At 56.1% G+C, this 25,752-nt stretch carries 23 protein-coding genes and 1 riboswitch; of the genes, 14 read left to right on the forward strand and 9 right to left on the reverse strand.

Annotated features, from left to right (window positions below):
• Window positions 1-33 precede the first annotated feature (33 nt).
• Complete coding sequence (locus tag ACVCAM_RS17515) at window positions 34-801, forward strand: DedA family protein (RefSeq protein WP_407223052.1); 768 nt, start codon at window positions 34-36, stop codon at window positions 799-801.
• Between the two features lie 28 nt (window positions 802-829).
• Here the strand turns inward: ACVCAM_RS17515 and thiQ are convergent, their stop codons facing one another.
• From thiQ to sgrR, 4 genes are all read right to left on the reverse strand, one after another.
• Window positions 830-1,528, reverse strand: a complete 699-nt coding sequence (gene thiQ / locus ACVCAM_RS17520) for a thiamine ABC transporter ATP-binding protein ThiQ (RefSeq protein WP_025912163.1) — start codon at window positions 1,526-1,528, stop codon at window positions 830-832.
• The gene (gene thiP / locus ACVCAM_RS17525; RefSeq protein WP_025912164.1) at window positions 1,512-3,122 is read right to left on the reverse strand and encodes a thiamine/thiamine pyrophosphate ABC transporter permease ThiP; all 1,611 of its coding nucleotides are present in this window, start codon (window positions 3,120-3,122) and stop codon (window positions 1,512-1,514) included. The genes thiQ and thiP overlap by 17 nt, the downstream gene beginning before the upstream one ends.
• The gene (gene thiB, locus ACVCAM_RS17530; protein WP_025912165.1) at window positions 3,098-4,081 is read right to left on the reverse strand and encodes a thiamine ABC transporter substrate binding subunit; all 984 of its coding nucleotides are present in this window, start codon (window positions 4,079-4,081) and stop codon (window positions 3,098-3,100) included. Before thiB ends, thiP begins: the two co-directional genes overlap by 25 nt.
• A 31-nt stretch (window positions 4,082-4,112) precedes the next feature.
• Window positions 4,113-4,213, reverse strand: a riboswitch (TPP riboswitch).
• 36 nt (window positions 4,214-4,249) lie between these two features.
• Window positions 4,250-5,905, reverse strand: coding sequence for an HTH-type transcriptional regulator SgrR (gene sgrR, locus ACVCAM_RS17535; RefSeq protein WP_407223053.1), 1,656 nt, complete (start codon window positions 5,903-5,905; stop codon window positions 4,250-4,252).
• A gap of 88 nt (window positions 5,906-5,993) precedes the next feature.
• Between sgrR and sgrT the strand changes: the two genes are divergently transcribed.
• Together sgrT and ACVCAM_RS17545 are read left to right on the forward strand one after the other, a co-directional pair.
• Complete coding sequence (gene sgrT / locus ACVCAM_RS17540; RefSeq protein WP_008502002.1) at window positions 5,994-6,146, forward strand: glucose uptake inhibitor SgrT; 153 nt, start codon at window positions 5,994-5,996, stop codon at window positions 6,144-6,146.
• Between the two features lie 120 nt (window positions 6,147-6,266).
• Window positions 6,267-7,445: a sugar efflux transporter gene (locus ACVCAM_RS17545; protein ID WP_025912167.1), complete on the forward strand. Its 1,179-nt coding sequence runs from the start codon at window positions 6,267-6,269 to the stop codon at window positions 7,443-7,445.
• A 58-nt stretch (window positions 7,446-7,503) separates the two neighbouring features.
• On the opposite strand, the gene leuD is transcribed toward ACVCAM_RS17545, so the two are convergent.
• From leuD to leuL, 5 genes are all read right to left on the reverse strand, one after another.
• Window positions 7,504-8,109, reverse strand: coding sequence for a 3-isopropylmalate dehydratase small subunit (leuD, locus tag ACVCAM_RS17550; RefSeq protein WP_023616037.1), 606 nt, complete (start codon window positions 8,107-8,109; stop codon window positions 7,504-7,506).
• Window positions 8,110-8,119: 10 nt separating this feature from the next.
• On the reverse strand, window positions 8,120-9,520 hold the full coding sequence (leuC, locus tag ACVCAM_RS17555) for a 3-isopropylmalate dehydratase large subunit (protein ID WP_008501999.1): 1,401 nt from the start codon (window positions 9,518-9,520) through the stop codon (window positions 8,120-8,122).
• Window positions 9,521-9,522: 2 nt separating this feature from the next.
• Window positions 9,523-10,614, reverse strand: coding sequence for a 3-isopropylmalate dehydrogenase (gene leuB / locus ACVCAM_RS17560; protein WP_021240531.1), 1,092 nt, complete (start codon window positions 10,612-10,614; stop codon window positions 9,523-9,525).
• Window positions 10,614-12,185, reverse strand: a complete 1,572-nt coding sequence (leuA, locus tag ACVCAM_RS17565; RefSeq protein ID WP_025912168.1) for a 2-isopropylmalate synthase — start codon at window positions 12,183-12,185, stop codon at window positions 10,614-10,616. Before leuA ends, leuB begins: the two co-directional genes overlap by 1 nt.
• A 91-nt stretch (window positions 12,186-12,276) precedes the next feature.
• A complete protein-coding gene (gene leuL, locus ACVCAM_RS17570; protein WP_071530973.1) occupies window positions 12,277-12,363 on the reverse strand; it encodes a leu operon leader peptide in 87 nt (28 codons plus the stop codon).
• 606 nt (window positions 12,364-12,969) lie between these two features.
• Between leuL and leuO the strand changes: the two genes are divergently transcribed.
• The 11 genes from leuO to mraY all read left to right on the forward strand — a co-directional run bounded on the left by leuO (window position 12,970) and on the right by mraY (window position 25,751).
• Window positions 12,970-13,914: a transcriptional regulator LeuO gene (gene leuO, locus ACVCAM_RS17575; RefSeq protein WP_025912169.1), complete on the forward strand. Its 945-nt coding sequence runs from the start codon at window positions 12,970-12,972 to the stop codon at window positions 13,912-13,914.
• 380 nt (window positions 13,915-14,294) lie between these two features.
• Window positions 14,295-16,019 (forward strand): acetolactate synthase 3 large subunit, encoded by a 1,725-nt coding sequence (gene ilvI / locus ACVCAM_RS17580; protein ID WP_008501995.1) that lies wholly within the window; start codon window positions 14,295-14,297, stop codon window positions 16,017-16,019.
• Window position 16,020: 1 nt separating this feature from the next.
• Complete coding sequence (gene ilvN, locus ACVCAM_RS17585) at window positions 16,021-16,512, forward strand: acetolactate synthase small subunit (protein ID WP_008501994.1); 492 nt, start codon at window positions 16,021-16,023, stop codon at window positions 16,510-16,512.
• 179 nt (window positions 16,513-16,691) lie between these two features.
• Window positions 16,692-17,699 (forward strand): catabolite repressor/activator, encoded by a 1,008-nt coding sequence (cra, locus tag ACVCAM_RS17590; protein ID WP_025912170.1) that lies wholly within the window; start codon window positions 16,692-16,694, stop codon window positions 17,697-17,699.
• A gap of 600 nt (window positions 17,700-18,299) precedes the next feature.
• Window positions 18,300-18,758, forward strand: coding sequence for a division/cell wall cluster transcriptional repressor MraZ (mraZ, locus tag ACVCAM_RS17595; RefSeq protein ID WP_021240528.1), 459 nt, complete (start codon window positions 18,300-18,302; stop codon window positions 18,756-18,758).
• A gap of 2 nt (window positions 18,759-18,760) precedes the next feature.
• Entirely contained in the window at window positions 18,761-19,702 is a 942-nt protein-coding gene (gene rsmH, locus ACVCAM_RS17600; RefSeq protein WP_021240527.1) for a 16S rRNA (cytosine(1402)-N(4))-methyltransferase RsmH, read from the forward strand.
• Window positions 19,699-20,064 (forward strand): cell division protein FtsL, encoded by a 366-nt coding sequence (gene ftsL, locus ACVCAM_RS17605; RefSeq protein ID WP_008501989.1) that lies wholly within the window; start codon window positions 19,699-19,701, stop codon window positions 20,062-20,064. Before rsmH ends, ftsL begins: the two co-directional genes overlap by 4 nt.
• Before the next feature lie 15 nt (window positions 20,065-20,079).
• Complete coding sequence (locus tag ACVCAM_RS17610; protein WP_008501988.1) at window positions 20,080-21,846, forward strand: peptidoglycan glycosyltransferase FtsI; 1,767 nt, start codon at window positions 20,080-20,082, stop codon at window positions 21,844-21,846.
• Entirely contained in the window at window positions 21,833-23,320 is a 1,488-nt protein-coding gene (gene murE / locus ACVCAM_RS17615) for a UDP-N-acetylmuramoyl-L-alanyl-D-glutamate--2,6-diaminopimelate ligase (RefSeq protein ID WP_407223055.1), read from the forward strand. Before ACVCAM_RS17610 ends, murE begins: the two co-directional genes overlap by 14 nt.
• Window positions 23,317-24,675 carry a UDP-N-acetylmuramoyl-tripeptide--D-alanyl-D-alanine ligase gene (gene murF, locus ACVCAM_RS17620; RefSeq protein WP_025912172.1) on the forward strand — a complete coding sequence of 453 codons (1,359 nt, stop codon included), beginning with the start codon at window positions 23,317-23,319 and terminating at the stop codon, window positions 24,673-24,675. The genes murE and murF overlap by 4 nt, the downstream gene beginning before the upstream one ends.
• A complete protein-coding gene (gene mraY / locus ACVCAM_RS17625; protein WP_008501985.1) occupies window positions 24,669-25,751 on the forward strand; it encodes a phospho-N-acetylmuramoyl-pentapeptide-transferase in 1,083 nt (360 codons plus the stop codon). The genes murF and mraY overlap by 7 nt, the downstream gene beginning before the upstream one ends.
• Window position 25,752 lies beyond the last annotated feature (1 nt).

Below are 25,752 nucleotides of genomic sequence, written 5' to 3' on the forward strand. Positions count from 1 at the left end.
GAATCGCTGATTCGTTTTCTGACCGGAATAGTTATGCAGTCATTGCTAGAACACTTTATTACCCAGTCCGTTATGTACTCGCTCATCGCCGTGGCGCTGGTAGCGTTTCTGGAATCGCTGGCGCTTGTCGGGTTAATCCTGCCCGGCACCGTGATGATGGCGGGGCTTGGGGCGCTTATCGGCAGCGGTGAGGTCAATTTCTGGCAGGCATGGCTGGCCGGGATTATCGGCTGTCTGCTGGGGGACTGGATCTCCTTCTGGCTGGGCTGGCGCTTTAAGAAGCCGTTGCACCGCTGGTCGTTCATGAAAAAGAACAAAGCGTTGCTCGATAAAACCGAGCATGCGCTGCACCAGCACAGCATGTTTACCATCCTCGTGGGCCGCTTTGTTGGGCCAACGCGTCCGCTGGTGCCGATGGTGGCCGGGATGCTGGATCTGCCCGTCGCGAAATTTGTGGTGCCGAACATTATCGGCTGCGTCTTCTGGCCGCCGTTCTACTTCCTGCCGGGTATTCTGGCCGGTGCGGCGATTGATATTCCTGACGGTATGCAAAGCGGTGAGTTTAAGTGGCTGCTGCTGGGCACGGCGGTGCTGCTGTGGCTGGCGGTCTGGCTCTGCTGGCGCCTGTGGCGCAGCGCGAAAGCGAGCGTCGATCGCCTGACGCGCTATCTTCCGCGCTCTCGTCTTTTGTGGCTGGCCCCGCTGACGCTGGGTGTGGCCGTGGTGGCGCTTGTGGCGCTGATTCGCCACCCTCTGATGCCGGTGTACGGTGAGATCCTGTTGAAAGTTGTGAGCCGTTAAGCGCCGGGCGGCACTGCGTTTGCCCGGCCTACGGTTTTATACCCAATAATCCAGAAGCGCTTTCTTTTCCGCTCATTAATGCTTCTGTTGCTCCATCCCACAAAATGCGTCCCTCCGCGATCACCACCGATCGCGGCGCAATCCGTGCGGCATCTTCGATACTGTGCGAAACCATCAGCATCGTAAGCTGCTGGCGCTGGCAGACCTCCTGCACCAGGGCGAGCATCTCCTGGCGCAGCGCGGGATCGAGCGCCGAGAACGGCTCATCCAGCAGCAGCAGCGGCTGCTCGCGCACCAGACAACGCGCCAGCGCCACGCGCTGACGCTGGCCGCCGGAGAGCTCGCCCGGGAGCCTGTCGATGAATTCAGCGATCCCCATCTGTGCGGCAATCACTTCAAGTTTTTCGCGTTGGGCATCGTTCAGCCTGAGCCCCGGATGCATTCCCAACGCGATGTTTTGCCGCACCGTCAGATGGGTAAACAGGTTGTTTTCCTGAAACAGCATCGACACAGGGCGTTTAGCCGGAGGGGCGTTGGTGAAATCACGATTATCGATGGCTATCGACCCGCTGGCAGGTTGCAGAAAACCGGCGATCAAATTGAGCAAGGTGCTTTTCCCGGCACCGCTTGGGCCAAGCACCGCAATCCGCTCGCCCTGCTGAACGGAGAGCGTAAAGCGCATCGGCAGATGCTGATAGAGCCAGGTTACATCAGTCAGTTTTAACATCGCGCCCCGGAAGTTTTTCGATAACGGTAAATAAGGCAAAGCAGAGCAGCAGCAGTAACAGCGCGGTGACCGCGCCGTCCTGACTGCGATAAGAGCCGATTTGCTGATAAAGCCAGTACGGCAGCGTGCGGAAATCGTCATTACCGAACAGCGCCACGACCCCAAAGTCTCCAATGGAGAGCACGCAGGCAAACGCCAGCGCCTGCGCCAGCGGGCGTTTTAGCGCGCGCAGTTCCACAACCTTCAGCCGCTGCCAGCCCTGCATGCCCAGCGACTGACACAGCAAACCGTAGCGGCTGTTGACGTCGCGCATCGGGTTTTCCAGCACCTTAAGCGCGTAGGGGATGGCCATTAAGGCGTTAGTGAAAATCACAATGCCATCGGCCCTTTCCGGCAGGCCGAGGGTGCTGTTGAACAGTAAAAAGAAGCCCGTTGCCAGCACGATGCCCGGCATCGCCAGTATCAGCATGCCCGTCAGTTCCAGCATTTGTCCGGCTTTTTGCGCCTGGCGGGCGTAGAGCTCACGGCTGCTCCACAGCAGCATCATGGTCAGCATAACGCACAGCAGTCCGGCAGCCAGCGCTATGCGTACCGAGGTCCAGGTCGCCTGCCAGAGAACGGGCTGTTGCAGGACGGATATAAGATTGAGGTTCAGGCCGTCAACGATAACGGCCAGCAGCGGCGGCAGCAACAGCAGCAGCGCCAGCGCGATCAGGATAACATCGCTGATGCGGCTGTGCAGGCTGTCCTGCGGATCGCGCCAGCCGGTTATTTGATGACTACCTGCGGGAATGGCTTTACTCAGCCGCTGGCTCAACAGCACCAGCACCAGACAGCACGCCATCTGGACTATCGCCAGCAGTGCGGCGCGACCGGGATCGTAGTCGTAACTCAGCGCCTGGTAAATCGCCAGCTCAATGGTGGTGGCCTGCGGCCCGCCGCCGAGTGACAGCACGGTGGCAAAGCTGGCAAAGCAGAGCATAAAGATTAACGCCGCCACGGGCGGGAGCTGGCGGCGCAGCCACGGCCATTCGACAAAACGAAAGAACGACCAGCCGCGCATGCCGAGCTGGGCGGCAATCTGCCGCTGCTCGCCGGGAATGTTCTCCAGCGCCTGCAAAAAGAGGCGCGTTGCCATCGGCATATTGAAAAATACGTGCGCCAGCAGAATGCCCTGCAGTCCGTAAGGCGAGAATGACCACTCAATACCAAGCTGGCCGAACAGCGAGGCCAGCCAGCCCTGGCGGCCGTAAACGCTCAGAATACCAAATACCGCTACCAGCACGGGCAGGATCAGCGTCATGGCGCACAGGCGCAGCAGGGCCTGCCTGCCGGGGAAACGCCGCCGATAGAGCGCGCGTGCAAGAAAAATAGCCGGGATCGCCGACAGCAGGGCAGAAAGAGCCGCCTGCCAGAAGGAGAACCGGATAACGTGCCAGAGGTAGCTGTCGTGCCAGAGGGCGAGCAGGTCGCTCTCCGGTGCGTTAAACCACAGCGCAAGAAAGGCTCCCAGACTGACCGCCACCATCACGACGGCGGCGAGCAATCCGGGGAGTAACCAGCCGGGAATTAACGGCTGACGGCGCGTTGCCATTCACTTACCCATGCGGCACGCTGCGCGGCGACCTGCTGCGGCGTAAACTCCAGCGAGGTTTTCGGCTTGGTCAGCTGCTCAAAACCTGCGGGTAGCGTAACGCTGGTGACCGGATACATCCAGTTGCCCGCTGGAATGGCGTTCTGGAATGCCGGTGAAACCATAAATTTCAGGAACTTCTCGGCCAGTTCCGGCTGTTTGCTGGCGGCGGTACGCGCGGCCACTTCCACCTGCAGATAGTGCCCTTCCGCAAAATCAGCCGCAGCATAGTTGTCTTTCTTCTCGGCGATAATGTGGTAGGCCGGGGAGGTGGTGTAGCTCAGCACCAGATCGCTTTCACCTTTCAGGAACAGGCCATAGGCTTCGCTCCAGCCTTTGGTCACGGTGACGGTTTTGGCGGCCAGCTTCTGCCACGCTTCCGGCGCCTTATCGCCGTAGACTTTCTGCATCCACAGCAGCAGGCCCAGGCCCGGCGTGCTGGTCCGCGGATCTTCATAAATCACGCGCCACTTCTGGTCGCTTTCCACCAGCTCTTTCAGGCTCTTCGGCGGGTTTTTCAGCTTGTTTTTATCGTAGACGAAAGCAAAGTAGCCGTAGTCGAACGGCACAAAGGTGTCGTTGTTCCAGCCGCCCGGCACGTTAACGGCCTCTGCCGCGACGCCGCTTTTGGCAAAGAGTTTGGTTTGCGAGGCGGCTTCCAGCAGGTTGTTATCCAGCCCGAGCACCACGTCGGCCTTGCTGTTTTTGCCTTCCATGCGCAGGCGGTTGAGCAGCGAAACGCCATCTTCCAGCGCCACGAACTTCAGCTCGCAGTTGCAGTCGGCTTCAAAGGCTTTTTTGACGACCGGGCCAGGGCCCCAGTCGGCGGAGAAGGAGTCGTAGGTGTAGACCGTCAGAACGGGCTTGGCTAAAGCGGGCAGCGCGAACAGCGCCAGCAGGGGGAGAACTTTTTTTAACACTTTGCACCTCAGGGTTGAGTGGCAAAGGATTTTGAGCGACAGCCTCAAATCCCTTCGCCGGCGTTATCCGGATCAGGTTCGACGGGTATTATCTCAGCGCACATCTGTGATGCAGCACCCCGTTGAGAACGGCGCTATTGTAATGATTTGGTGAATATTACGAAAGCGTTATGGCTCCGGGGGCGCAAACCAGGCGGATTTAAAATCAAACCAGCCCAGGGTGTTCATCCGCAGGCCGCGCATGCTGCGCTGGCCCTGGATCATCAGCCAGTGGTGGATCAGCGGGACGATCGCCTGCTCGGCCAGCAGCTGCTGGCACCATACGGCAAGATTCATCTCGCCCGCACGCCACAGAGCGGCATCCTGCTGCCAGTCCCGGTCGATGCAGTGCTGGATCAGCGGGACTTCATACAAATGCGAGAAGAGGGAAAAATCGAGCGGCAGGGTGAAGTTGGCGCTGTTCAGCCAGATATCGCTGGCGATTTCCCCCTGATGCCATTCGTCATAGTCCACTTCCCTGATGTCCAGCCTGACTCCCTCCGCTGCCAGCAGGCGGGTCATGATCCTCGCGATAAAACGATGCTCAACATGATCGCGGTAGTAGGTCAGGGTGATGGACTCCAGCCCTGCGGGTTTGTCGCAGCGCGTTGGTCGGGCATGGTGCCAGCGCGGAAGCAGGCCGTACGCCGGGAACCAGTATGTCTGGTATTGCTCTTCCGCATGGTAGATAAGATTGGAAGGAGACAGCACGTGGCTGATCCACTTGCGGACAGCCGGGTTTGCCCCACGGTGGGTGCGGCGGTCAAAGAGGAGATAGTAGCAGCCCTCCTCCAGGCGGCTCTCCAAGGCCTTTTCTCCGGTGGTGGGGCCTTCAAGCGTCAGCCCGCAGCTCAGGTCTTCATTGAGATCCGGCAATACCCACACGTTCACTTCGTCGATCAGCGCCCGATAGCCAAAGTAGTCATCGAACGCGCGGATTTTCAGCTGGTTGCTGTTATTGCGGGAGACGGAGTAGGGCCCGGTGCCAATCGGCTGGCTGGCAAAATTGTTCAATGATTCCCACTCGGCGGGCAAAATCATTGAGGGCACATAGCCCAGCAGCCAGGGAAGCCACTTGTCCTGCTGCGACAGCTCAATATCCAGCGTCCAGGCCGTGGGGGAGTGGATGCGCGAAATATGCGAGTAGAGCGGCAGCCTGCGGGCGCGTTCCAGAGAGGCGATGACGTCGTGCATCTCCAGTTCGCGACCGTGGTGAAAGTGGATGCCCGGGCGTAAGAAGAAGCGCCAGTGGCGCGGGGAAAGCTGTTGCCAGTGGTGCGCGATATCCGCCTCCAGTTCCCCGTTTTCCTCATTTATCCGCGTCAGGCCGCTGAAGATTTGTCGGGCCATGTGGGTTTCAGAACGCCGTAACGCCGTGCCGGGCAACAGATTTTTCATCGGACGGTAGTAGAGCACCCGCAGAATGTGTCGGCCCTGACGAAAACTGCGTCCGAGATGGGAGACCAGCATCTGGCGCACGGCGGCCTTGTCGCCCACCAGCTGGACCAGCTGATCGATACGGTCCTGCTCGAGCAGGTCTTCTGCACGCTGCTGCTGCAATGCCAGCCCGGTGTAGAGAAAGGTCAGCCGCGAGCGTTTTCCGCGTCCCGCCTCCGCTTCCCAGCTTAACCACCCCTGCTGCTGCATGGTATTGAGCAGCGTGCGCATATGGCGGCGGGAACAGCTAAGCAGGTCAGCCAGCTCGTTGAGCGTGGTTTCCTGCGATTGCCCCTCGCAGCACTGCCAGAGGCGGATAAATTGTTGCTGCAGACGACCGGAAGGCATAAAAGAGGAACTCCTGACAAAAAACCAGCAATTTATTAATCCCTATATTAGGCCAATAATGCTTCCCGATGAAGCGAGGAGGTAAATGATGAAGAGGTCTACCGCACGTCAGTTTTATCAGCAGTACTTTTCAGCGACAAAAGGATCGTCCTGGCTGGCCCGCCCGTGTGCAGAGCAACGGCTGAAAATGTTAGAAGAACTGATGCAGTGGGACGTTACGAAACCGGCCTCTTCTCGCTGACTCGCCTCGATCATGTGTGACTGAGTATTGGTGCTAATCACCCGCCAGCAAAATGTTTTTGCTGGCTTTTTTCGTTTATTCTTTCACCCAATTTCGATTCGCTTTCACAAGGACTTGCGCATGCTGTGGTTGATGACGATGGGGCGACGCCTGAACGGCGTGTATGCCGCTTTTATGCTGGTGGCCTTTATGATGGGCGTGGCGGGAGCGCTGCAGGCGCCGACGCTGAGCCTGTTTCTCAGCCGCGAGGTGGGGGCACAGCCGTTCTGGGTGGGGCTGTTTTATACCGTCAACGCGATAGCCGGGATCCTGGTCAGCCTCGCGCTGGCGAAGCGATCGGACAGCCAGGGCGATCGCCGCAGGCTGATCCTCTTTTGCTGCGCCATGGCCGTGGGCAACGCGCTGCTCTTTGCTTTCAATCGTCATTACCTGACGCTCATTACCTGCGGCGTGCTGCTGGCGTCGCTGGCGAACACCGCCATGCCGCAGCTGTTCGCGCTGGCCCGGGAATATGCGGATAGCTCGGCGCGGGAAGTGGTGATGTTCAGCTCGGTGATGCGTGCCCAGCTCTCGCTGGCGTGGGTCATTGGCCCGCCGCTGGCCTTCATGCTGGCGTTGAACTACGGCTTTACCGCGATGTTCTCCATCGCCGCCGGGATTTTTGTCATCAGCCTGGCGCTGATAGCCTTTGCGCTGCCGTCCGTGGCGCGCGTCGAACAGACAACGGATAAACCGCTCACCCAGGTGAGCGGCTGGCAGGACAAAAACGTCCGCATGCTGTTTATTGCCTCCACGCTGATGTGGACCTGCAACACCATGTACATCATCGACATGCCGCTGTGGATCAGCAGCGATCTGGGCTTACCGGACAAGCTCGCGGGGATCTTAATGGGCACCGCTGCCGGGCTGGAAATTCCGGCGATGATTCTGGCGGGTTACTACGTTAAGCGCTTTGGGAAGCGTCGGATGATGATCGTCGCCGTGGCGGCCGGGGTGCTGTTTTACGCGGGACTGATCCTTTTCCATTCGCGTGAAGCGCTGCTTGCGCTGCAGCTGTTTAATGCTGTGTTTATTGGCATCGTTGCCGGGATCGGCATGCTCTGGTTCCAGGATTTAATGCCGGGCCGCGCCGGGTCGGCGACCACGCTTTTTACCAACAGCATTTCGACCGGAGTGATCCTGGCGGGGGTGATTCAGGGGGCGCTGGCGCAAAGTTACGGGCATGGCTCAGTTTACTGGATGATTGCCGCGATTTCGGTGGTTACGCTTGGGCTGACTTGCCGGGTTAAGGATGTCTGATTCTGGAAGGCGGCTTCACAAAACAAATCAATGGCCCGCTTTTTGCGGGCCATTGCCTTTAGCCCATAAACGCAGGCTGTTTTTTCTCGTACGCGGAGATGGCGTCTTCGTGCTGGAGCGTCAAACCAATGCTGTCCAGACCGTTCAGCATGCAGTGGCGGCGGAAGGCATCAATGCTGAAGCTGTAGGTTTTATCCCCGGCTTTCACCACTTCCGCTTCCAGATCCACTTCAAACGACATGCCCGGATTTGCCTTAACCAGCGCGAACAATTCATCGACCTGTTCGTCGCTCAGCGTCACCGGCAGCAACTGGTTGTTGAAGCTGTTGCCGTAAAAGATATCCGCGAAGCTGGGGGCAATGACCACCTTAAAGCCGTAGTCTGTCAACGCCCAGGGGGCGTGTTCACGCGACGAGCCGCAGCCAAAGTTTTCCCGCGCCAGCAGGATGGATGCGCCTTTGTACTCCGGGAAGTTCAGAACGAATTCCGGATTAGGCACCTCGCCTTTATCGTCCAGGAAACGCCAGTCGTTGAACAGGTGCGCGCCAAAGCCGGTGCGGGTCACCTTCTGCAAAAACTGCTTAGGAATGATCGCGTCCGTATCAACGTTAGCGGCGTCCAGCGGGACAACACGGCCCGTATGTTGGGTAAATTTCTCTGCCATGATTGTCTCCTTATTTCAGGCTGCGAATGTCGGCGAAATGGCCGGTGACTGCCGCAGCGGCGGCCATTGCCGGGCTGACCAGATGGGTACGCCCACCGCGGCCCTGACGGCCTTCAAAGTTACGGTTGCTGGTGGAGGCACAGCGCTCACCCGGATTCAGGCGATCGTTGTTCATGGCCAGGCACATGGAGCAGCCAGGCAGGCGCCACTCGAATCCTGCTTCGATAAAGATCTTATCCAGACCTTCGGCTTCCGCCTGGGCTTTCACCGGACCGGAGCCTGGAACCACCAGCGCCTGCACGCCCGGTGCGACTTTACGGCCTTTGGCAATCTCTGCCGCCGCACGCAAATCTTCGATACGGGAGTTGGTGCAGGAGCCGATAAATACCTTATCAATGGTCACGTCGGTCAACGGTACGCCGGGTTTCAGCCCCATATAGGCCAGCGCTTTTTCCGCACTGGCGCGCTCGACCGGATCGGCGAAGGAGGCCGGATCGGGAATGGCGTCGTTGACGGAAATTACCTGGCCCGGGTTGGTTCCCCAGGTCACCTGAGGGGCAATCTCTTCTGCCTGCAGCGTGACAACGGTATCAAACGTTGCCCCGTCGTCGGTTTTCAGGGTTTTCCAGTACGCTACCGCGTCGTCAAAATCCTGGCCCTTCGGCGCGTGCAGACGGCCCTTCACATAGTTGAAGGTCGTTTCATCTGGCGCGACCAGACCGGCTTTGGCACCCATCTCAATGGCCATATTGCACAGGGTCATGCGACCCTCCATGCTCAGCGCCTGAATCGCGTCGCCGCAGAATTCAACGACGTGGCCGGTACCGCCTGCGCTGCCGGTTTTACCGATGATCGCCAGCACGATGTCTTTCGCGGTAATGCCAGGTGCCGCTTTGCCCTTCACTTCAATCTTCATCGTTTTGGCGCGGCCCTGCTTCAGGGTCTGCGTCGCCAGCACGTGTTCAACTTCAGACGTGCCAATGCCGAACGCCAGGGCGCCAAACGCGCCGTGGGTTGCGGTATGGGAGTCGCCGCAGACGATGGTCATGCCCGGCAGGGTAATTCCCTGCTCTGGCCCCATCACGTGAACGATGCCCTGATAGGGGTGGTTCAGATCGTACAGCTCAACGCCAAATTCGTTGCAGTTCTTGATCAGCTCCTGCATCTGGATACGCGCCATCTCACCCGAGGCATTAATGTCTTTGGTCTGTGTGGAAACGTTGTGATCCATCGTCGCGAAGGTTTTACCCGGCTGACGTACCGGGCGCTTGTGCGCGCGCAGGCCGTCAAATGCCTGAGGAGAGGTCACTTCGTGTACCAGATGACGGTCAATGTACAGCAGTGGGGTTTCGTTTGGTGCCTCGTAGACAACGTGCGCATCAAACAATTTTTCGTATAACGTTTTGGCCATGATTACACCCCTTCAGCGACATAGCGGGCAATAATGTCGCCCATTTCATCGGTACTGACTGCCGCCGCGCCGCGTGATAAATCACCGGTACGAACGCCTTCTTCTAACGCCCGGTTAATGGCATTTTCAATTGCGGTTGCTGCATCGCCTGCATCCAGGCTGTAGCGCAGCAGCAGGGCCAGAGAGAGGATCTGCGCAATCGGGTTAGCGATGTTTTTGCCCGCAATATCCGGCGCGGAACCGCCTGCCGGCTCGTACAGGCCAAAACCTTCTTCATTCAGGCTGGCGGATGGCAGCATGCCCATAGAGCCGGTGATCATCGCGCACTCGTCTGACAAAATGTCGCCGAACAGGTTGGAGCACAGCAGCACGTCAAACTGGGACGGATCTTTAATCAGCTGCATGGTCGCGTTGTCGATGTACATGTGCGACAGCTCAACGTCCGGGTACTGCTTCGCGACTTCGCTGACGATCTCGCGCCACAAGATGGAAGACTGCAGCACGTTCGCTTTATCAATGGAGGTCACTTTATGGCGGCGCTTGCGCGCTGACTCAAAGGCGATATGGGCGATACGTTCAATTTCGAAGCGGTGATACACTTCAGTGTCGAACGCCTTCTCATGCTGGCCGCTGCCTTCACGCCCTTTTGGCTGACCGAAATAGATCCCGCCGGTCAGTTCACGCACGCACAGAATGTCGAAGCCGTTGGCGGCGATATCCGCGCGCAGCGGGCAGAACTCTTCCAGGCCCTGATACAGCTTCGCCGGACGCAGGTTGCTGAACAGCTTGAAATGTTTACGCAGCGGCAGCAGCGCGCCGCGCTCTGGCTGCTCTGCAGGCGGCAGGTGTTCCCACTTCGGGCCACCGACGGAACCAAACAGCACGGCATCGGCATTTTCACAGCCTTCCACGGTCGCTTTCGGCAGTGGCGTACCGTGGTTATCAATCGCAATACCGCCCACATCGTAGTGGCTGGTAGTGATTTTCATCGCAAAACGCGCGCGAACGGCTTCCAGTACTTTCAGCGCCTGTGCCATCACTTCCGGGCCAATACCGTCGCCCGGTAACACAGCAATATGGTAATTCTTCGACATTACACGGTTTCCTTGTTGTTCTCTTTATTCTGAGCTTTGCGTTGCAACTCTTTTTCGACTTCGGCGGCGCGCCAGATGTTGTTCAGCACATGCACCATCGCTTTCGCGGAGGATTCAACGATATCGGTCGCCAGGCCCACGCCATGGAAACGACGGCCATTGTGGTTCACAACAATGTCGACCTGGCCCAGCGCATCTTTGCCGTGGCCCTTGGCCGTCAGGTCATATTTCACCAGCTCAACGTCGTACTCGGTGACGCGGTTGATCGCCTGATAAATGGCATCCACAGGGCCGTTTCCGTTCGCCGCTTCGGCCTTAATTTCATCACCGCAGGCCAGCTTGACCGAGGCAGTGGCGATGTCGCTGGAGCCGGACTGCACGTTGAAGTAATCCAGACGGAAGTGCTCTGGCTCTTCCTGCTGCTTGTTAATAAAGGCCAGCGCTTCCAGGTCGTAGTCGAACACCTGACCTTTTTTATCGGCCAGCTTCAGGAAAGCGTCGTACAGCTGATCCATGTTGTAATCGCTGTCCTTATAACCCATCTCTTCCATGCGGTGCTTCACCGCCGCACGGCCGGAACGGGAGGTCAGGTTCAACTGGACCTGATTCAGGCCAATGGATTCCGGGGTCATAATTTCGTAGTTTTCACGGTTCTTCAGCACGCCATCCTGGTGAATACCGGAGGAGTGCGCGAAGGCGCCCGTGCCGACGATCGCTTTGTTGGCCGGAATCGGCATGTTGCAAATCTGGCTGACGGTCTGGCTGGTGCGCCAGATCTCGTTGTGATTGATGCGGGTGTGCACGTCCATGATGTCTTTGCGCACTTTGATCGCCATGATCACTTCTTCCAGCGAGCAGTTGCCCGCGCGTTCACCGATACCGTTCATCGCGCCTTCTACCTGACGCGCGCCGGCGTGGACGGCTGCGATGGCATTGCCCACGGCCAGACCCAAATCATCGTGGGTGTGGACGGAGATAATCGCTTTATCAATGTTCGGTACGCGGTCATACAGGCCGGTGATGATATTGGCGAACTCAAACGGCATGGTGTAGCCGACGGTATCAGGGATGTTGATGGTTTTGGCACCGGCATTGATGGCGGCTTCCACCACACGGGCCAGATCTTCAATTGGCGTGCGGCCCGCATCTTCACAGGAGAATTCAACGTCATCGGTGTAGTTGCGTGCGCGTTTCACCATATATACCGCGCGCTCAATAACCTCATCCAGCGTACTGCGCAGCTTGGTGGCGATGTGCATAGGTGAGGTGGCAATAAAGGTGTGGATACGGAACGCTTCGGCCACTTTCAGCGACTCAGCCGCGACGTCGATATCTTTTTCAACACAGCGTGCCAGACCGCACACGCGGCTGTTTTTAATGGTGCGGGCGATAGTCTGGACGGATTCGAAATCACCCGGAGACGAGACCGGGAAACCCACCTCCATCACGTCGACACCCATACGTTCGAGAGCCAGCGCGATCTGCAGTTTCTCTTTTACACTCAGGCTTGCCTGTAATGCCTGTTCACCGTCACGTAAAGTAGTATCGAAAATAATGACTTGCTGGCTCATGGGTTAGGTCCTTGTCAGTCTTAGGGCGCCTTGCTACGAGCATAAAAAAACCCGCGCAGTGGCGCGGGTTTTTAGTCTTACTGGTGACGATTCAACGCTGAATTTCGCCCGCCAGTCTACCGCGCACAGTGGATGCGTTTAGTAGTAGTAGACCGGTGAAACGAATGGTGCGAATCATGAATCGTGCTCCGTTAAATTCAATATGCTTTTAGTGGTACTGGATACGCCAGTTGATGTCAACCCCTGATGATAAAAACGGGCCCGACGGGCGTAATCAGCAGGATAATTACTTTAGCTAATTGTGCTGGTTTTGGCTTTTACGACCCGACTAATTGTCTAATTTTGGACTGAAGAAAACAGTTGCAGAAACAAATAAATATAATTGTTTCAAATGAGTGACGCGCGTTACTGAGAATGCTCTGTACGTAAAGGGTTTTAATATCATTAAGTTATAATTATGGTGAATCTATTGCGCTTCGCTGAAAAACGAAAAGAGATAACATGTTATTAACTAACTGCAGAGCGGTGGCGATAACAGTTTAATAATACTTAAGTCATCATTAACCTGGCGGTCATTGTGTATTTGTTTGGTTTATGGTTTCATTTCAATCCTAAAGTCAAACATATCATTTGCGCTATTTTCTTTTCGTTTATATAGCGTCTTTATATATTCTGAATTTTAAATAATTCTCTTTCGCTGATCGTATTTGCATGATAAATCATATTTTTCGAGATGATTAGCGTACGTTGGCAAAGGGAGTTTAGCGTGACAGTGGAGTCAGAAGTGCCAGAAAATAATATTAAACAACCTCAAGCTACTGATGGGATTAAACCGCAGTTACGCACGGTGGATCTTAATCTTCTGACGGTGTTTGATGCGGTCATGCAGGAACAGAATATCACCCGCGCCGCCCAGGCGTTGGGGATGTCGCAACCTGCTGTGAGTAATGCCGTTGCCAGACTCAAGCTCATGTTTAACGACGAATTATTCGTTCGTTACGGGAGGGGGATCCAGCCTACGGCACGCGCATTCCAGCTGTTCGGTTCCATCCGCCAGGCGTTGCAGTTGGTGCAAAATGAGCTGCCGGGATCGGGCTTTGAACCCTTGAGCAGCGAGCGCGTATTCCATCTTTGTGTCTGCAGTCCATTAGATAATTATTTAACGTCGATTATTTATAATAAAGTTGAAGAAATCGCACCAAATATCAATCTGGTTTTTAAATCATCCCTGAATCAAAACACGGAACATCAGTTACGCTATCAGGAGATCGAATTCGTTCTGGGGTATGAAGAGTTCCGTCGTCCGGAATTTTCCTGCGTGCCGCTCTTTAAAGATGAAATGGTTCTTGTCGCCAGTAAAAAACACCCACGTCTGAATTCTCCGCTGCGAGAACACGATGTTTATAACGAACAGCACGCCGTTGTTGCTCTCGACAGATATGCTTCCTTTAGCCTGCCGTGGTATGACACTGCGGATAAACAGGCGTGCGTGGCTTATCAGGGCATGGCTATGGTCAGCGTATTAAATGTGGTCTCCCAGACACAGCTGGTGGCGATTGCACCGCGCTGGCTGGCAGAAGAGTTTTCTGACCCATTAAATCTGCAAATTTTGCCACTGCCGCTTAAGTTAAATAGCCGAACCTGTTATCTCTCCTGGCATGAAGCGGCCGGACGGGATAAAGGACACCAGTGGATGGAAGAGTTGCTGGTTGGTATCTGTCGCCGGTAAACGCATCGGGATAAATCGCATCGGATCATGTGATTTATCCTGAGTTTTTTTGGATAGTTGCTATTTTGTTCTGTGAGTCTTTTTTTCGGGCGGCTCTTCGGCACGCAAAAATAGATGATTTCCTGCATTGTCGCGCTTTTCAGTGATGATTTATCACACCGTCCTCTATTCTCAGAGGAATTAACCATATCTTCTGTTAACGGCTGCGTTTTCTGCTTTACGCACCGTTTATCTCCCCGGGTTTGCTAATTGCCTGCCTCATAACGAGCGGTTAAGGTAAAGAACACTCTGCAAAATATAAGATTGGTTCATCCCAATCGTAAGACGGTGCGGAAATGAATTCGGCAGTCCGTCTATAACAAAATGCCTGGAGGCAAAGCATGGAGATGTTGTCTGGCGCGGAAATGGTCGTGCGGTCGCTGATCGATCAGGGCGTAAAGCAAGTGTTCGGCTACCCTGGCGGCGCGGTCCTCGATATTTATGATGCCCTCCATACGGTAGGGGGCATTGACCATGTTCTGGTACGTCACGAGCAGGCGGCCGTACACATGGCCGACGGCCTGGCGCGTGCGACGGGTGAAGTGGGCGTGGTCCTGGTCACGTCCGGCCCCGGCGCGACAAACGCCATTACCGGCATTGCGACGGCGTATATGGACTCTATCCCGCTGGTGATCCTCTCCGGGCAGGTAGCCACCTCGCTGATTGGCTACGATGCTTTTCAGGAGTGCGACATGGTCGGGATTTCGCGTCCCGTGGTGAAGCACAGCTTCCTGGTTAAGCAAACCGAAGATATTCCCGGCGTACTGAAAAAAGCCTTCTGGCTGGCGGCAAGCGGACGCCCGGGACCGGTGGTGGTCGATCTGCCTAAAGACATTCTGAACCCGGCAAACAAGCTGCCTTACGTCTGGCCGGAATCGGTGAGCATGCGTTCTTACAACCCGACAACGCAAGGGCATAAAGGTCAGATCAAGCGGGCGTTGCAAACGCTTCTGGCAGCCAAGAAACCGGTCGTCTATGTCGGGGGCGGAGCGATCAATGCAGCCTGTGAAGCCCAGCTTCGTGAACTGATTGAAAAACTCAACCTTCCTGTTGCGTCGTCGCTGATGGGGCTGGGGGCGTTTCCCGCCACCCACCGCCAGGCGCTGGGTATGCTGGGTATGCACGGTACCTATGAAGCCAACATGACGATGCATCACTCCGATGTGATCTTTGCCGTCGGTGTGCGTTTTGACGATCGTACCACCAACAACCTGGCGAAATATTGCCCGAATGCCACCGTGCTGCATATTGATATCGATCCGACGTCAATTTCTAAAACGGTGTCGGCTGATGTGCCGATCGTCGGTGATGCCCGTCAGGTTCTGGAACAGATGCTGGAGCTGCTGGCCCAGGAGAAAGCGACCCAGCCGCTGGATGAGATCCGCGACTGGTGGCAGCAGATTGAACAGTGGCGCGCGCGTCAGTGCCTGAAATATGACACGCAGAGCGAAAACATTAAGCCGCAGGCGGTCATCGAAGCGGTGTGGCGACTGACGAAAGGTGAAGCGTATGTGACCTCAGACGTGGGCCAGCATCAGATGTTTGCTGCCCTGTATTATCCGTTTGATAAACCGCGACACTGGATCAACTCGGGTGGCTTAGGCACCATGGGCTTTGGTCTGCCTGCCGCGCTGGGCGTGAAGCTGGCGCTGCCGGATGAAACCGTCGTCTGCGTGACCGGAGACGGTAGTATCCAGATGAACATTCAGGAGCTGTCTACCGCGCTGCAGTATGAACTGCCGGTTCTCGTGCTGAACCTGAATAACGGCTACCTCGGCATGGTGAAGCAGTGGCAGGATATGATTTATTCTGGCCGTCACTCACAGTCATACATGAAATCGCTGCCGGATTTTGTTCGTCTTGCTGAAGCTTACGGCCATGTTGGCATGCGGGTAACCGATCCGGCCGAGCTGGAAACGAAGCTCGCACAAGCGCTTGAGCACGTTAAAAACAACCGCCTCGTCTTTATGGATGTGATTGTTGATGGAACCGAGCACGTCTATCCGATGCATATTCGGGGTGGTGGTATGGATGAAATGTGGTTAAGCAAAACGGAGAGAACCTGATATGCGCCGGATATTATCAGTTTTACTGGAAAACGAGTCTGGCGCACTGTCGCGCGTCATTGGCCTTTTTGCGCAGCGCGGTTATAACATTGAAAGCCTGACCGTCGCCCCGACGGAAGACCCAACGCTGTCGCGCATGACGATCCAAACCGTCGGCGACGCTAAGGTGCTTGAACAGATTGAGAAACAGCTGCATAAGCTGGTCGACGTGCTGCGCGTGAGCGAGCTGGGGCAAGGGGCCTACGTTGAACGTGAGGTCATGCTGGTGAAAATTCAGGCCAGCGGCTACGGGCGTGAAGAAGTCAAACGCAATGCGGATATTTTCCGCGGACAGATTATCGACGTCACGCCTTCTCTTTATACCGTTCAGCTGGTCGGGACGAGCGACAAGCTGGATGCGTTCCTGGCGTCCGTACGGGATGTCGCAAAAATTGTCGAGGTGGCGAGATCGGGTGTTGTGGGTCTGTCACGCGGCGAGAAAATCATGCGTTAGTTGTCAAAAAGGTTCGCCTCTTTCTGCCCGGTCACCAAAGCCGGGCTTTTTTTTGCGTAATCAGCCGACAACGCAGATAAAAGCGGTTGCCGCGAAGGCTTTTCTGCGTTTAGATGTTAAAAGATTTAACCATAACCTTGACAGGGCCATGGACTCTTTTCTTTTTTTAAGGGGCAATTGTGAAACTGGATGAAATCGCCCGGCTAGCCGGCGTGTCACGAACAACGGCCAGCTATGTGATTAACGGTAAAGCAAAGCAGTACCGTGTCAGCGACAAGACCGTTGAAAAAGTTATGGCGGTGGTTCGTGAACATAACTACCATCCGAATGCTGTCGCAGCCGGTCTGCGCGCCGGGCGCACCCGCTCTATTGGTCTGGTAATCCCGGACCTGGAAAACACCAGCTATACCCGTATCGCCAACTATCTTGAACGTCAGGCGCGTCAGCGCGGCTATCAATTGCTGATTGCCTGCTCGGAAGACCAGCCTGATAACGAGATGCGCTGCATTGAACATCTGCTTCAGCGCCAGGTGGATGCCATTATTGTTTCGACCTCCTTACCGCCGGAGCATCCTTTCTACCAGCGCTGGGCGAATGATCCGTTCCCGATCGTTGCGCTTGACCGTGCCCTCGATCGCGAGCATTTCACCAGCGTGGTGGGTGCCGATCAGGATGATGCCGAAATGCTGGCCGCAGAGCTGCGGACGTTCCCGGCGGAAACGGTGCTGTATCTTGGCGCGCTGCCTGAACTTTCCGTGAGCTTCCTGCGCGAGCAGGGATTCAGAACGGCATGGAGAGACGATCCGCGCGAGGTTCACTACCTCTATGCCAACAGCTACGAACGTGAAGCCGCCGCGCAGCTGTTCGAAAAATGGCTGGAAACGCATCCAATGCCTCAGGCGCTGTTCACTACCTCGTTTGCGCTCTTGCAGGGTGTCATGGATGTGACCTTACGTCGTGAAGGTAAACTGCCTTCCGATCTGGCGATTGCCACGTTCGGGGATAATGAGCTGCTCGACTTCCTTCAGTGCCCGGTGCTGGCGGTTGCACAGCGCCATCGCGATGTGGCTGAACGCGTGCTGGAGATTGTGCTGGCAAGTCTGGATGAACCCCGCAAACCGAAGCCGGGCCTGACGCGTATCAAACGTAACCTCTACCATCGCGGAATTTTGAGCCGCCAAAAATGAAATGACCGGGGCGGTGAAATCTGCCCCTTTTTGCTGCAATAATTCGTGCAGATAATTCCCGGAGAGAAATTAGGATAATTCTTGGGAGATCATAATCGCCTATTTTTCTTTATTCATTTTGGCTTTTAAATTGCCCTTTAAACAACATCTCAGCGATTTTAAACGGCACTCTTTGTATTATTTTGTTACAAACCCTCTTCGGTCGATGAATATTCAGACGTTTTTTCCTCTTCCTTTGACAGCTTACGCGATAACCACTGCGCTTACCGCTCGCCTGAGTGAATCTGGCGCTGTCATCCCCTGAGAATCTGTCATAAAATGCTGCCCGCGTCGCAAACTGACACTTTATATTTATCTGCGATGATATTGAGTGAGCCTTAACGCTAGTGTGCATATTCGGTTTTTTTCTTACAAATATTCATAACGTTAATTTTGCCTCGCCAGTTGTGCAGTTATTGACCAGGACTGTTTATCTCTGTAAATAGAGGGCTTTCGAGTCCTTATGCCGAGAGTCCTGGCTTGACAAGCTTTTCCCTCGCTCCGTAAACTCCTTTAGGTGGGAATTTGTGGGTTAAAGTGGTGAGGAGGGGTGAGACTGGCATGTTCCGTGGAGCTACGTTAGTCAATCTCGACAGTAAAGGGCGTTTATCGGTACCAACCCGATACCGCGACCAGCTGATTGAGAACGCTGCGGGTCAAATGGTTTGCACCATTGACATTAACTCCCCCTGCCTGCTGCTTTACCCCCTGCCTGAATGGGAAATTATTGAGCAAAAGCTGTCGCGACTGTCGAGCATGAACCCGCAGGAACGCCGCGTGCAGCGGTTGTTATTGGGACATGCCAGTGAATGTCAGATGGATAACGCAGGGCGATTACTGATCGCACCTGTGTTACGGCAACATGCCGGTCTGACCAAAGAAGTGATGCTGGTCGGGCAGTTCAACAAATTTGAACTGTGGGATGAAACGACCTGGTATCAACAGGTCAAGGAAGATATCGACGCTGAGCAGTCTGATTCCGCGACATTATCGGAACGGCTGCAGGACTTGTCTCTATAAATATGATGGAAAATTATAAACATAAAACGGTGTTACTGGACGAGGCCGTTAACGGCCTGAATATTCGTCCGGATGGCATCTACATTGATGGCACTTTTGGTCGCGGTGGTCACTCGCGTTTGATCCTCTCCCAACTGGGTGAGGAGGGGCGTCTGCTGGCAATCGATCGCGATCCGCAGGCAATTGCCGTTGCACAGACTATCAATGACCCACGCTTTTCCATCGTGCATGGACCCTTTTCTGCGCTCGCGGACTATGTGGCTGAGCGCGGCCTGACGGGCAAGATCGACGGGATTCTTCTCGATCTTGGCGTCTCTTCACCCCAACTTGATGATGCTGAACGCGGTTTCTCCTTTATGCGTGATGGTCCGCTGGACATGCGTATGGACCCGACTCGCGGCCAGTCTGCCGCCGAGTGGTTACAGACCGCTGACGAAGCGGATATTGCATGGGTCATCAAAACCTTCGGCGAAGAGCGCTTTGGCAAACGTATTGCGCGCGCCATTGTTGAGCGCAATCGCATTGAGCCGATGACCCGCACCAAAGAGTTGGCCGAGGTGATCGCGGCGGCAACGCCGGTGAAGGATAAGCACAAACATCCCGCGACCCGTACCTTCCAGGCGGTTCGCATCTGGGTAAACAGTGAACTGGAGGAAATAGAGCTGGCGCTAAAAAGCTCGCTCGACGTGCTGGCCCCGGGTGGGCGGTTATCCATCATTAGCTTCCATTCGCTGGAAGACCGTATTGTGAAACGCTTTATGCGTGAACAAAGCCGCGGTCCACAGGTACCCGCGGGGCTGCCGATGACGGAAGAACAACTCAGGAAGCTGGGTGGCCGTCAGTTGCGAGCATTAGGCAAGTTGATGCCGGGCGAAGAAGAGGTGGCAGAGAATCCACGCGCCCGTAGTTCAGTGCTGCGTGTTGCAGAGAGGACGAACGCATGATCGGCAGAGTGACAGAGACCCTAAGCAAAGTTAAGGATTCGTTAGGAAGCAACGAGCGCCATGCCTTGCCTGGCGTGATCGGCGACGATCTTTTGCGGTTTGGGAAACTGCCACTCTGTCTGTTCATTTGCATCATTGTCACGGCTGTGACGGTGGTCACCACCGCCCACCACACACGTTTATTGACTGCGCAACGCGAGCAGATGGTACTGGAACGCGATGCGCTGGATATTGAATGGCGAAATCTGATCCTTGAAGAAAACGCGCTCGGCGATCACAGCCGGGTTGAACGGATCGCAACGGAAAAGCTGCAGCTGCAGCATGTTGATCCTTCACAGGAAAATATCGTAGTACAAAAATAAGGGAAAACGCGACGCATGAAAGCAGCGGCAAAAACGCTAAAACCAAAACGTCAGGAAGAACAGGCCAACTTTATCAGTTGGCGTTTTGCGTTGCTTTGCGGCTGCATTTTACTGGCGCTGGGTTTTCTACTGGGCCGCGTGGCCTGGCTGCAAATCGTCGCCCCTGACATGCTGGTACGCCAGGGCGATATGCGCTCTCTTCGCGTTCAGGAGGTTTCCACGTCCCGCGGGATGATCACCGACCGCTCCGGTCGTCCGCTGGCGGTGAGCGTGCCGGTGAAAGCGATCTGGGCCGATCCGAAAGAGCTGCACGACGCCGGTGGCATTACCCTTGATAACCGCTGGAAAGCCCTCTCTGATGCGCTGAAAATGCCGCTGGATCAGCTGGCTTCCCGCGTTAACGCGAACCCGAAAGGACGTTTTATCTATCTGGCGCGTCAGGTTAACCCTGACATGGCGGACTACATTCGCAAACTGAAGCTGCCGGGTATTCATCTGCGTGAAGAATCCCGCCGTTACTACCCATCCGGCGAAGTAACCGCTCACCTCATTGGCTTTACCAACGTCGACAGCCAGGGGATTGAGGGCGTTGAGAAAAGCTTCGATAAGTGGCTCACCGGCCAGCCGGGCGAGCGAATCGTGCGTAAGGACCGCTACGGGCGCGTCATCGAAGATATCTCTTCCACGGACAGTCAGGCAGCGCATAACCTGGCCCTGAGTATCGACGAGCGCCTGCAGGCGCTGGTCTACCGCGAGTTGAACAACGCGGTGGCGTTCAACAAGGCGGAGTCAGGCAGCGCCGTGCTGGTGGACGTCAGCACCGGTGAAGTGCTGGCGATGGCCAACAGCCCGTCCTACAACCCGAACAACTTTACCGGCACCGCAAAAGATGCCATGCGTAACCGGGCAATTACCGACGTGTTCGAACCCGGCTCCACGGTGAAGCCGATGGTGGTGATGACCGCGCTCCAGCGCGGTATTGTCAATGAAAACACGGTCCTGAACACTGTCCCATACCGTATTAACGGCCACGAGATAAAAGACGTGGCGCGCTACAGCGAATTGACCCTGACCGGGGTGTTACAGAAGTCGAGTAACGTCGGTGTTTCAAAGCTGGCGTTAGCGATGCCGTCCTCAGCGTTAGTAGAAACTTACTCACGTTTTGGACTGGGAAAGGCGACCAATTTGGGGTTGGTCGGAGAACGCAGTGGCTTATATCCTCAAAAACAACGGTGGTCTGACATAGAGAGGGCCACCTTCTCTTTCGGCTACGGGCTAATGGTAACCCCGTTACAGTTAGCGCGAGTCTACGCAACGATTGGCAGCTATGGCGTCTATCGCCCGCTGTCGATTACCAAAGTTGATCCACCGGTCCCGGGCGAGCGTATCTTCCCGGAATCTATCGTTCGTACCGTGGTGCACATGATGGAAAGCGTGGCGCTGCCGGGCGGCGGCGGCGTGAAGGCGGCGATTAAAGGCTATCGTATCGCCATTAAAACCGGTACAGCGAAAAAAGTGGGGCCAGACGGCCGCTACATCAACAAATACATTGCCTATACCGCAGGCGTTGCGCCTGCAAGCAATCCGCGTTTTGCGCTGGTGGTCGTGATAAACGATCCACAGGCGGGTAAATACTACGGCGGCGCCGTCTCCGCGCCTGTGTTCGGGGCCATCATGGGCGGCGTGTTACGCACCATGAACATTGAACCGGATGCGCTGGCGACGGGCGAAAAAAGTGAATTTGTAATTAATCAAGGCGAGGGTACAGGTGGCAGATCGTAATTTGCGCGACCTTCTCGCTCCGTGGGTGCCAAATGCACCGGAGCGAGCACTGCGAGAGATGGTTCTGGACAGCCGCGTAGCGGCTTCTGGCGATCTTTTTGTGGCGGTGGTCGGTCATCAGGCGGACGGGCGTCGTTATATCCCGCAGGCGATTGCGCAAGGTGTGGCTGCCATTATTGCTGAGGCTAAAGATGAGGCAACCGACGGTGAGATCCGTGAAATGCACGGCGTGCCGGTCATCTATCTCAGCCAGTTAAACGAACGTCTTTCCGCACTGGCGGGACGTTTTTATCACGAACCTTCCGACCAGCTGCGTCTGGTTGGCGTAACGGGTACGAACGGTAAAACCACCACCACGCAGCTGATGGCGCAGTGGGCACAGCTGCTGGGTGAAACCGGTGCGGTGATGGGAACCGTGGGTAACGGTCTGCTGGGCAAAGTGAGCCCGACGGAAAACACCACCGGCTCGGCGGTTGACGTACAGCACGTGCTTGCCGGTCTGGCAGGGCAGGGCGCAACCTTCGCCGCGATGGAGGTCTCTTCGCACGGTCTGGTACAGCACCGCGTCGCGGCGCTGAAATTTGCTGCATCCGTGTTTACCAACCTGAGCCGCGACCATCTTGATTATCATGGCGATATGGAGCACTACGAAGCCGCGAAATGGCTGCTGTTCTCTACTCACCATTACGGTCAGGCCATCATCAACGCCGACGATGAAGTGGGCCGCCGCTGGCTGGCGAAGCTGCCAGATGCAGTTGCCGTCTCGATGGAAGACCATATCAATCCGAACTGCCACGGCCGCTGGCTGAAAGCGGTTGAGGTGAATTATCACGACAGCGGGGCGACCATCCGCTTTGCCTCTTCCTGGGGTGAAGGCGAAATTGAAAGCCGCCTGATGGGGGCGTTTAACGTCAGCAACCTACTGCTGGCCCTGGCAACGCTGCTGGCGCTGGGTTACCCGATGGCTGAACTGCTGAAAACCGCCGCGCGACTGCAGCCGGTTTGTGGCCGTATGGAAGTATTTAGCGCGCCGGGTAAGCCGACCGTTGTGGTTGATTATGCCCACACGCCGGATGCGCTGGAAAAAGCGCTGGAAGCGGCGCGCCTGCACTGTACCGGTAAGCTCTGGTGCGTGTTTGGCTGCGGCGGCGATCGCGACAAAGGCAAACGCCCGCTGATGGGGGCGATTGCGGAACAGTTCGCGGATATTCCGGTTGTCACCGATGACAACCCGCGTACCGAAGAGCCGCGCGCCATCATTAATGACATTCTGGCGGGTATGCTGGACGCAGGCCGCGCGCGCGTCGTGGAAGGCCGTGCTGAAGCCGTGACAAACGCCATCATGCAGGCGCAGGAGAATGACGTTGTTCTGCTGGCGGGCAAAGGCCATGAAGATTATCAGATCGTTGGCAATCTCCGTCTGGACTACTCGGATCGCGTAACGGCAGCTCGCCTGCTGGGAGTTGTCGCATGATTAGCCTCTCCTTAAGCCAGGCCGCAGAAGTACTGCACGGCGACCTGCACGGGCAAGACCTGACCATCGATGCCGTGACGACGGACACCCGTAAAGTCACCGCAGGCTGTCTCTTTGTGGCGCTGAAAGGCGAGCGTTTTGACGCGCATGATTTTGCCGAGCAGGCCAAAGAGAACGGCGCCGGTGCGCTGCTGGTCAGCCGCAAGCTTGATATCGATCTGCCGCAGGTTGTGGTGAAAGATACACGTCTCGCGTTCGGTGAGCTGGCTGCCTGGGTTCGTCAGCAGGTGCCGGCTCGCGTCGTCGCGCTGACAGGGTCATCAGGCAAAACGTCAGTGAAAGAGATGACGGCGGCGATCCTCAGCCAGTGCGGCAATACGCTTTTTACCGCGGGCAACCTCAATAATGACATCGGCGTGCCGATGACATTGCTTCGCCTGACCAAAGAGCATGACTATGCGGTGATCGAGTTAGGCGCAAACCACCAGGGTGAAATCGCCTGGACCGTGAGCCTGACTCGCCCGGAAGCGGCGCTGGTGAATAACCTCGCGGCTGCGCACCTGGAAGGTTTTGGCTCGCTGGAAGGCGTGGCGAAAGCGAAAGGTGAAATTTACACCGGCCTGCCGGATAACGGTATTGCCATTCTGAACGCCGATAACAACGACTGGCTTAACTGGCAGAGCATCATTGGTGCGCGTAAAACCTGGCGCTTCTCACCAAATGCGGCCAACAGTGATTTTACGGCGACCAATATCCATGTGACGTCGCACGGCACCGAGTTCACCCTCACTACCCCAACGGGTGGCGTGGAGGTGCTGCTGCCGCTGCCGGGTCGCCATAACATCGCCAATGCCCTTGCGGCGGCGGCGCTGGCAACGGCGGTGGGCGCTTCACATGCGGCAATCAAAGCCGGGCTGGCGAACCTGAAAGCCGTGCCGGGACGCCTGTTCCCGATTCAGCTTTCGGAAAACAAGCTACTGCTGGATGACTCCTATAACGCGAATGTTGGCTCGATGACGGCGGCGGTGCAGGTGTTATCTGAAATGCCGGGCTACCGCATCATGGTGGTTGGCGACATGGCAGAACTGGGCGACGAAAGCGAAGCCTGTCATACCCAGGTCGGTGAAGCGGCGAAAGCGGCGGGGCTGGACTGTGTACTGAGCACAGGAAAATTGAGCCAGGCGATTAGCCAGGCCAGCGGCGTTGGTGAGCATTTTGCCGATAAAGCCGCCTTGATTGAGCGCCTTAAGGCATTAATGACAGAAAAACAAATTGTGACAGTGTTAGTGAAAGGTTCACGTAGTGCCGCCATGGAAGAGGTTGTGCACGCATTACAGGAGAACGGGACATGTTAGTTTGGCTGGCCGAACATTTGGTCAAATATTACTCAGGCTTTAACGTCTTTTCATATCTGACGTTTCGCGCCATCGTCAGCCTGCTGACTGCGCTGTTCATCTCGTTGTGGATGGGCCCGCGCATGATTGCCCGTCTGCAAAAGCTCTCTTTCGGCCAGGTTGTGCGTAACGACGGCCCGGAATCGCACTTCAGCAAGCGCGGTACGCCGACCATGGGCGGGATCATGATCCTGACTGCCATCGTCGTTTCCGTGCTGTTGTGGGCGTACCCGTCCAACCCGTACGTCTGGTGTGTGCTGACGGTACTGGTGGGTTACGGGATCATCGGTTTCGTCGATGATTACCGCAAAGTCGTCCGCAAAGATACCAAAGGCCTGATTGCCCGCTGGAAGTATTTCTGGATGTCGGTGATCGCGCTGGGCGTGGCCTTCGCACTGTATCTTGCCGGGAAAGACACGCCAGCGACCGAGCTGGTCGTGCCGTTCTTTAAAGACGTGATGCCGCAGCTGGGTCTGTTCTACATTCTGCTGGCGTACTTTGTGATTGTCGGCACCGGTAACGCCGTTAACCTGACCGACGGTCTGGATGGCCTGGCAATCATGCCTACCGTCTTCGTGGCGGCCGGTTTTGCGCTGGTGGCGTGGGCGACAGGTAACATGAACTTTGCGAACTACCTGCACATCCCTTATCTGCGTCATGCGGGTGAACTGGTGATCGTCTGTACGGCGATTGTCGGCGCGGGTCTTGGCTTCCTGTGGTTCAACACCTATCCGGCTCAGGTCTTTATGGGTGACGTCGGTTCACTGGCTTTGGGCGGCGCGCTGGGCATTATTGCCGTGCTGCTGCGCCAGGAGTTCCTGCTGGTGATCATGGGCGGCGTGTTTGTGGTTGAGACGCTGTCGGTGATTTTGCAGGTCGGCTCCTTCAAGCTGCGCGGTCAGCGCATCTTCCGTATGGCGCCGATTCACCACCACTATGAACTGAAAGGCTGGCCGGAGCCGCGCGTCATTGTGCGCTTCTGGATTATTTCGCTGATGCTGGTGCTGATTGGCCTGGCAACGCTGAAGGTACGTTAAT

The organism is Enterobacter sp. CFEC122, assembly GCF_052983755.1.

What these genes read in the sequence shown, in the direction of transcription:
- ACVCAM_RS17515 (WP_407223052.1), top strand. Translation starts at nt 34, where the DNA reads ATGCAGTCATTGCTAGAACACTTTATTACCCAGTCCGTTATGTACTCG.
- thiQ (WP_025912163.1), bottom strand. Translation starts at nt 1,528, where the DNA reads ATGTTAAAACTGACTGATGTAACCTGGCTCTATCAGCATCTGCCGATG.
- thiP (WP_025912164.1), bottom strand. Translation starts at nt 3,122, where the DNA reads ATGGCAACGCGCCGTCAGCCGTTAATTCCCGGCTGGTTACTCCCCGGA.
- sgrR (WP_407223053.1), bottom strand. Translation starts at nt 5,905, where the DNA reads ATGCCTTCCGGTCGTCTGCAGCAACAATTTATCCGCCTCTGGCAGTGC.
- sgrT (WP_008502002.1), top strand. Translation starts at nt 5,994, where the DNA reads ATGAAGAGGTCTACCGCACGTCAGTTTTATCAGCAGTACTTTTCAGCG.
- ACVCAM_RS17545 (WP_025912167.1), top strand. Translation starts at nt 6,267, where the DNA reads ATGCTGTGGTTGATGACGATGGGGCGACGCCTGAACGGCGTGTATGCC.
- leuD (WP_023616037.1), bottom strand. Translation starts at nt 8,109, where the DNA reads ATGGCAGAGAAATTTACCCAACATACGGGCCGTGTTGTCCCGCTGGAC.
- leuC (WP_008501999.1), bottom strand. Translation starts at nt 9,520, where the DNA reads ATGGCCAAAACGTTATACGAAAAATTGTTTGATGCGCACGTTGTCTAC.
- leuB (WP_021240531.1), bottom strand. Translation starts at nt 10,614, where the DNA reads ATGTCGAAGAATTACCATATTGCTGTGTTACCGGGCGACGGTATTGGC.
- leuA (WP_025912168.1), bottom strand. Translation starts at nt 12,185, where the DNA reads ATGAGCCAGCAAGTCATTATTTTCGATACTACTTTACGTGACGGTGAA.
- leuL (WP_071530973.1), bottom strand. Translation starts at nt 12,363, where the DNA reads ATGATTCGCACCATTCGTTTCACCGGTCTACTACTACTAAACGCATCC.
- ilvI (WP_008501995.1), top strand. Translation starts at nt 14,295, where the DNA reads ATGGAGATGTTGTCTGGCGCGGAAATGGTCGTGCGGTCGCTGATCGAT.
- ilvN (WP_008501994.1), top strand. Translation starts at nt 16,021, where the DNA reads ATGCGCCGGATATTATCAGTTTTACTGGAAAACGAGTCTGGCGCACTG.
- mraZ (WP_021240528.1), top strand. Translation starts at nt 18,300, where the DNA reads ATGTTCCGTGGAGCTACGTTAGTCAATCTCGACAGTAAAGGGCGTTTA.
- rsmH (WP_021240527.1), top strand. Translation starts at nt 18,761, where the DNA reads ATGATGGAAAATTATAAACATAAAACGGTGTTACTGGACGAGGCCGTT.
- ftsL (WP_008501989.1), top strand. Translation starts at nt 19,699, where the DNA reads ATGATCGGCAGAGTGACAGAGACCCTAAGCAAAGTTAAGGATTCGTTA.
- ACVCAM_RS17610 (WP_008501988.1), top strand. Translation starts at nt 20,080, where the DNA reads ATGAAAGCAGCGGCAAAAACGCTAAAACCAAAACGTCAGGAAGAACAG.
- murF (WP_025912172.1), top strand. Translation starts at nt 23,317, where the DNA reads ATGATTAGCCTCTCCTTAAGCCAGGCCGCAGAAGTACTGCACGGCGAC.
- mraY (WP_008501985.1), top strand. Translation starts at nt 24,669, where the DNA reads ATGTTAGTTTGGCTGGCCGAACATTTGGTCAAATATTACTCAGGCTTT.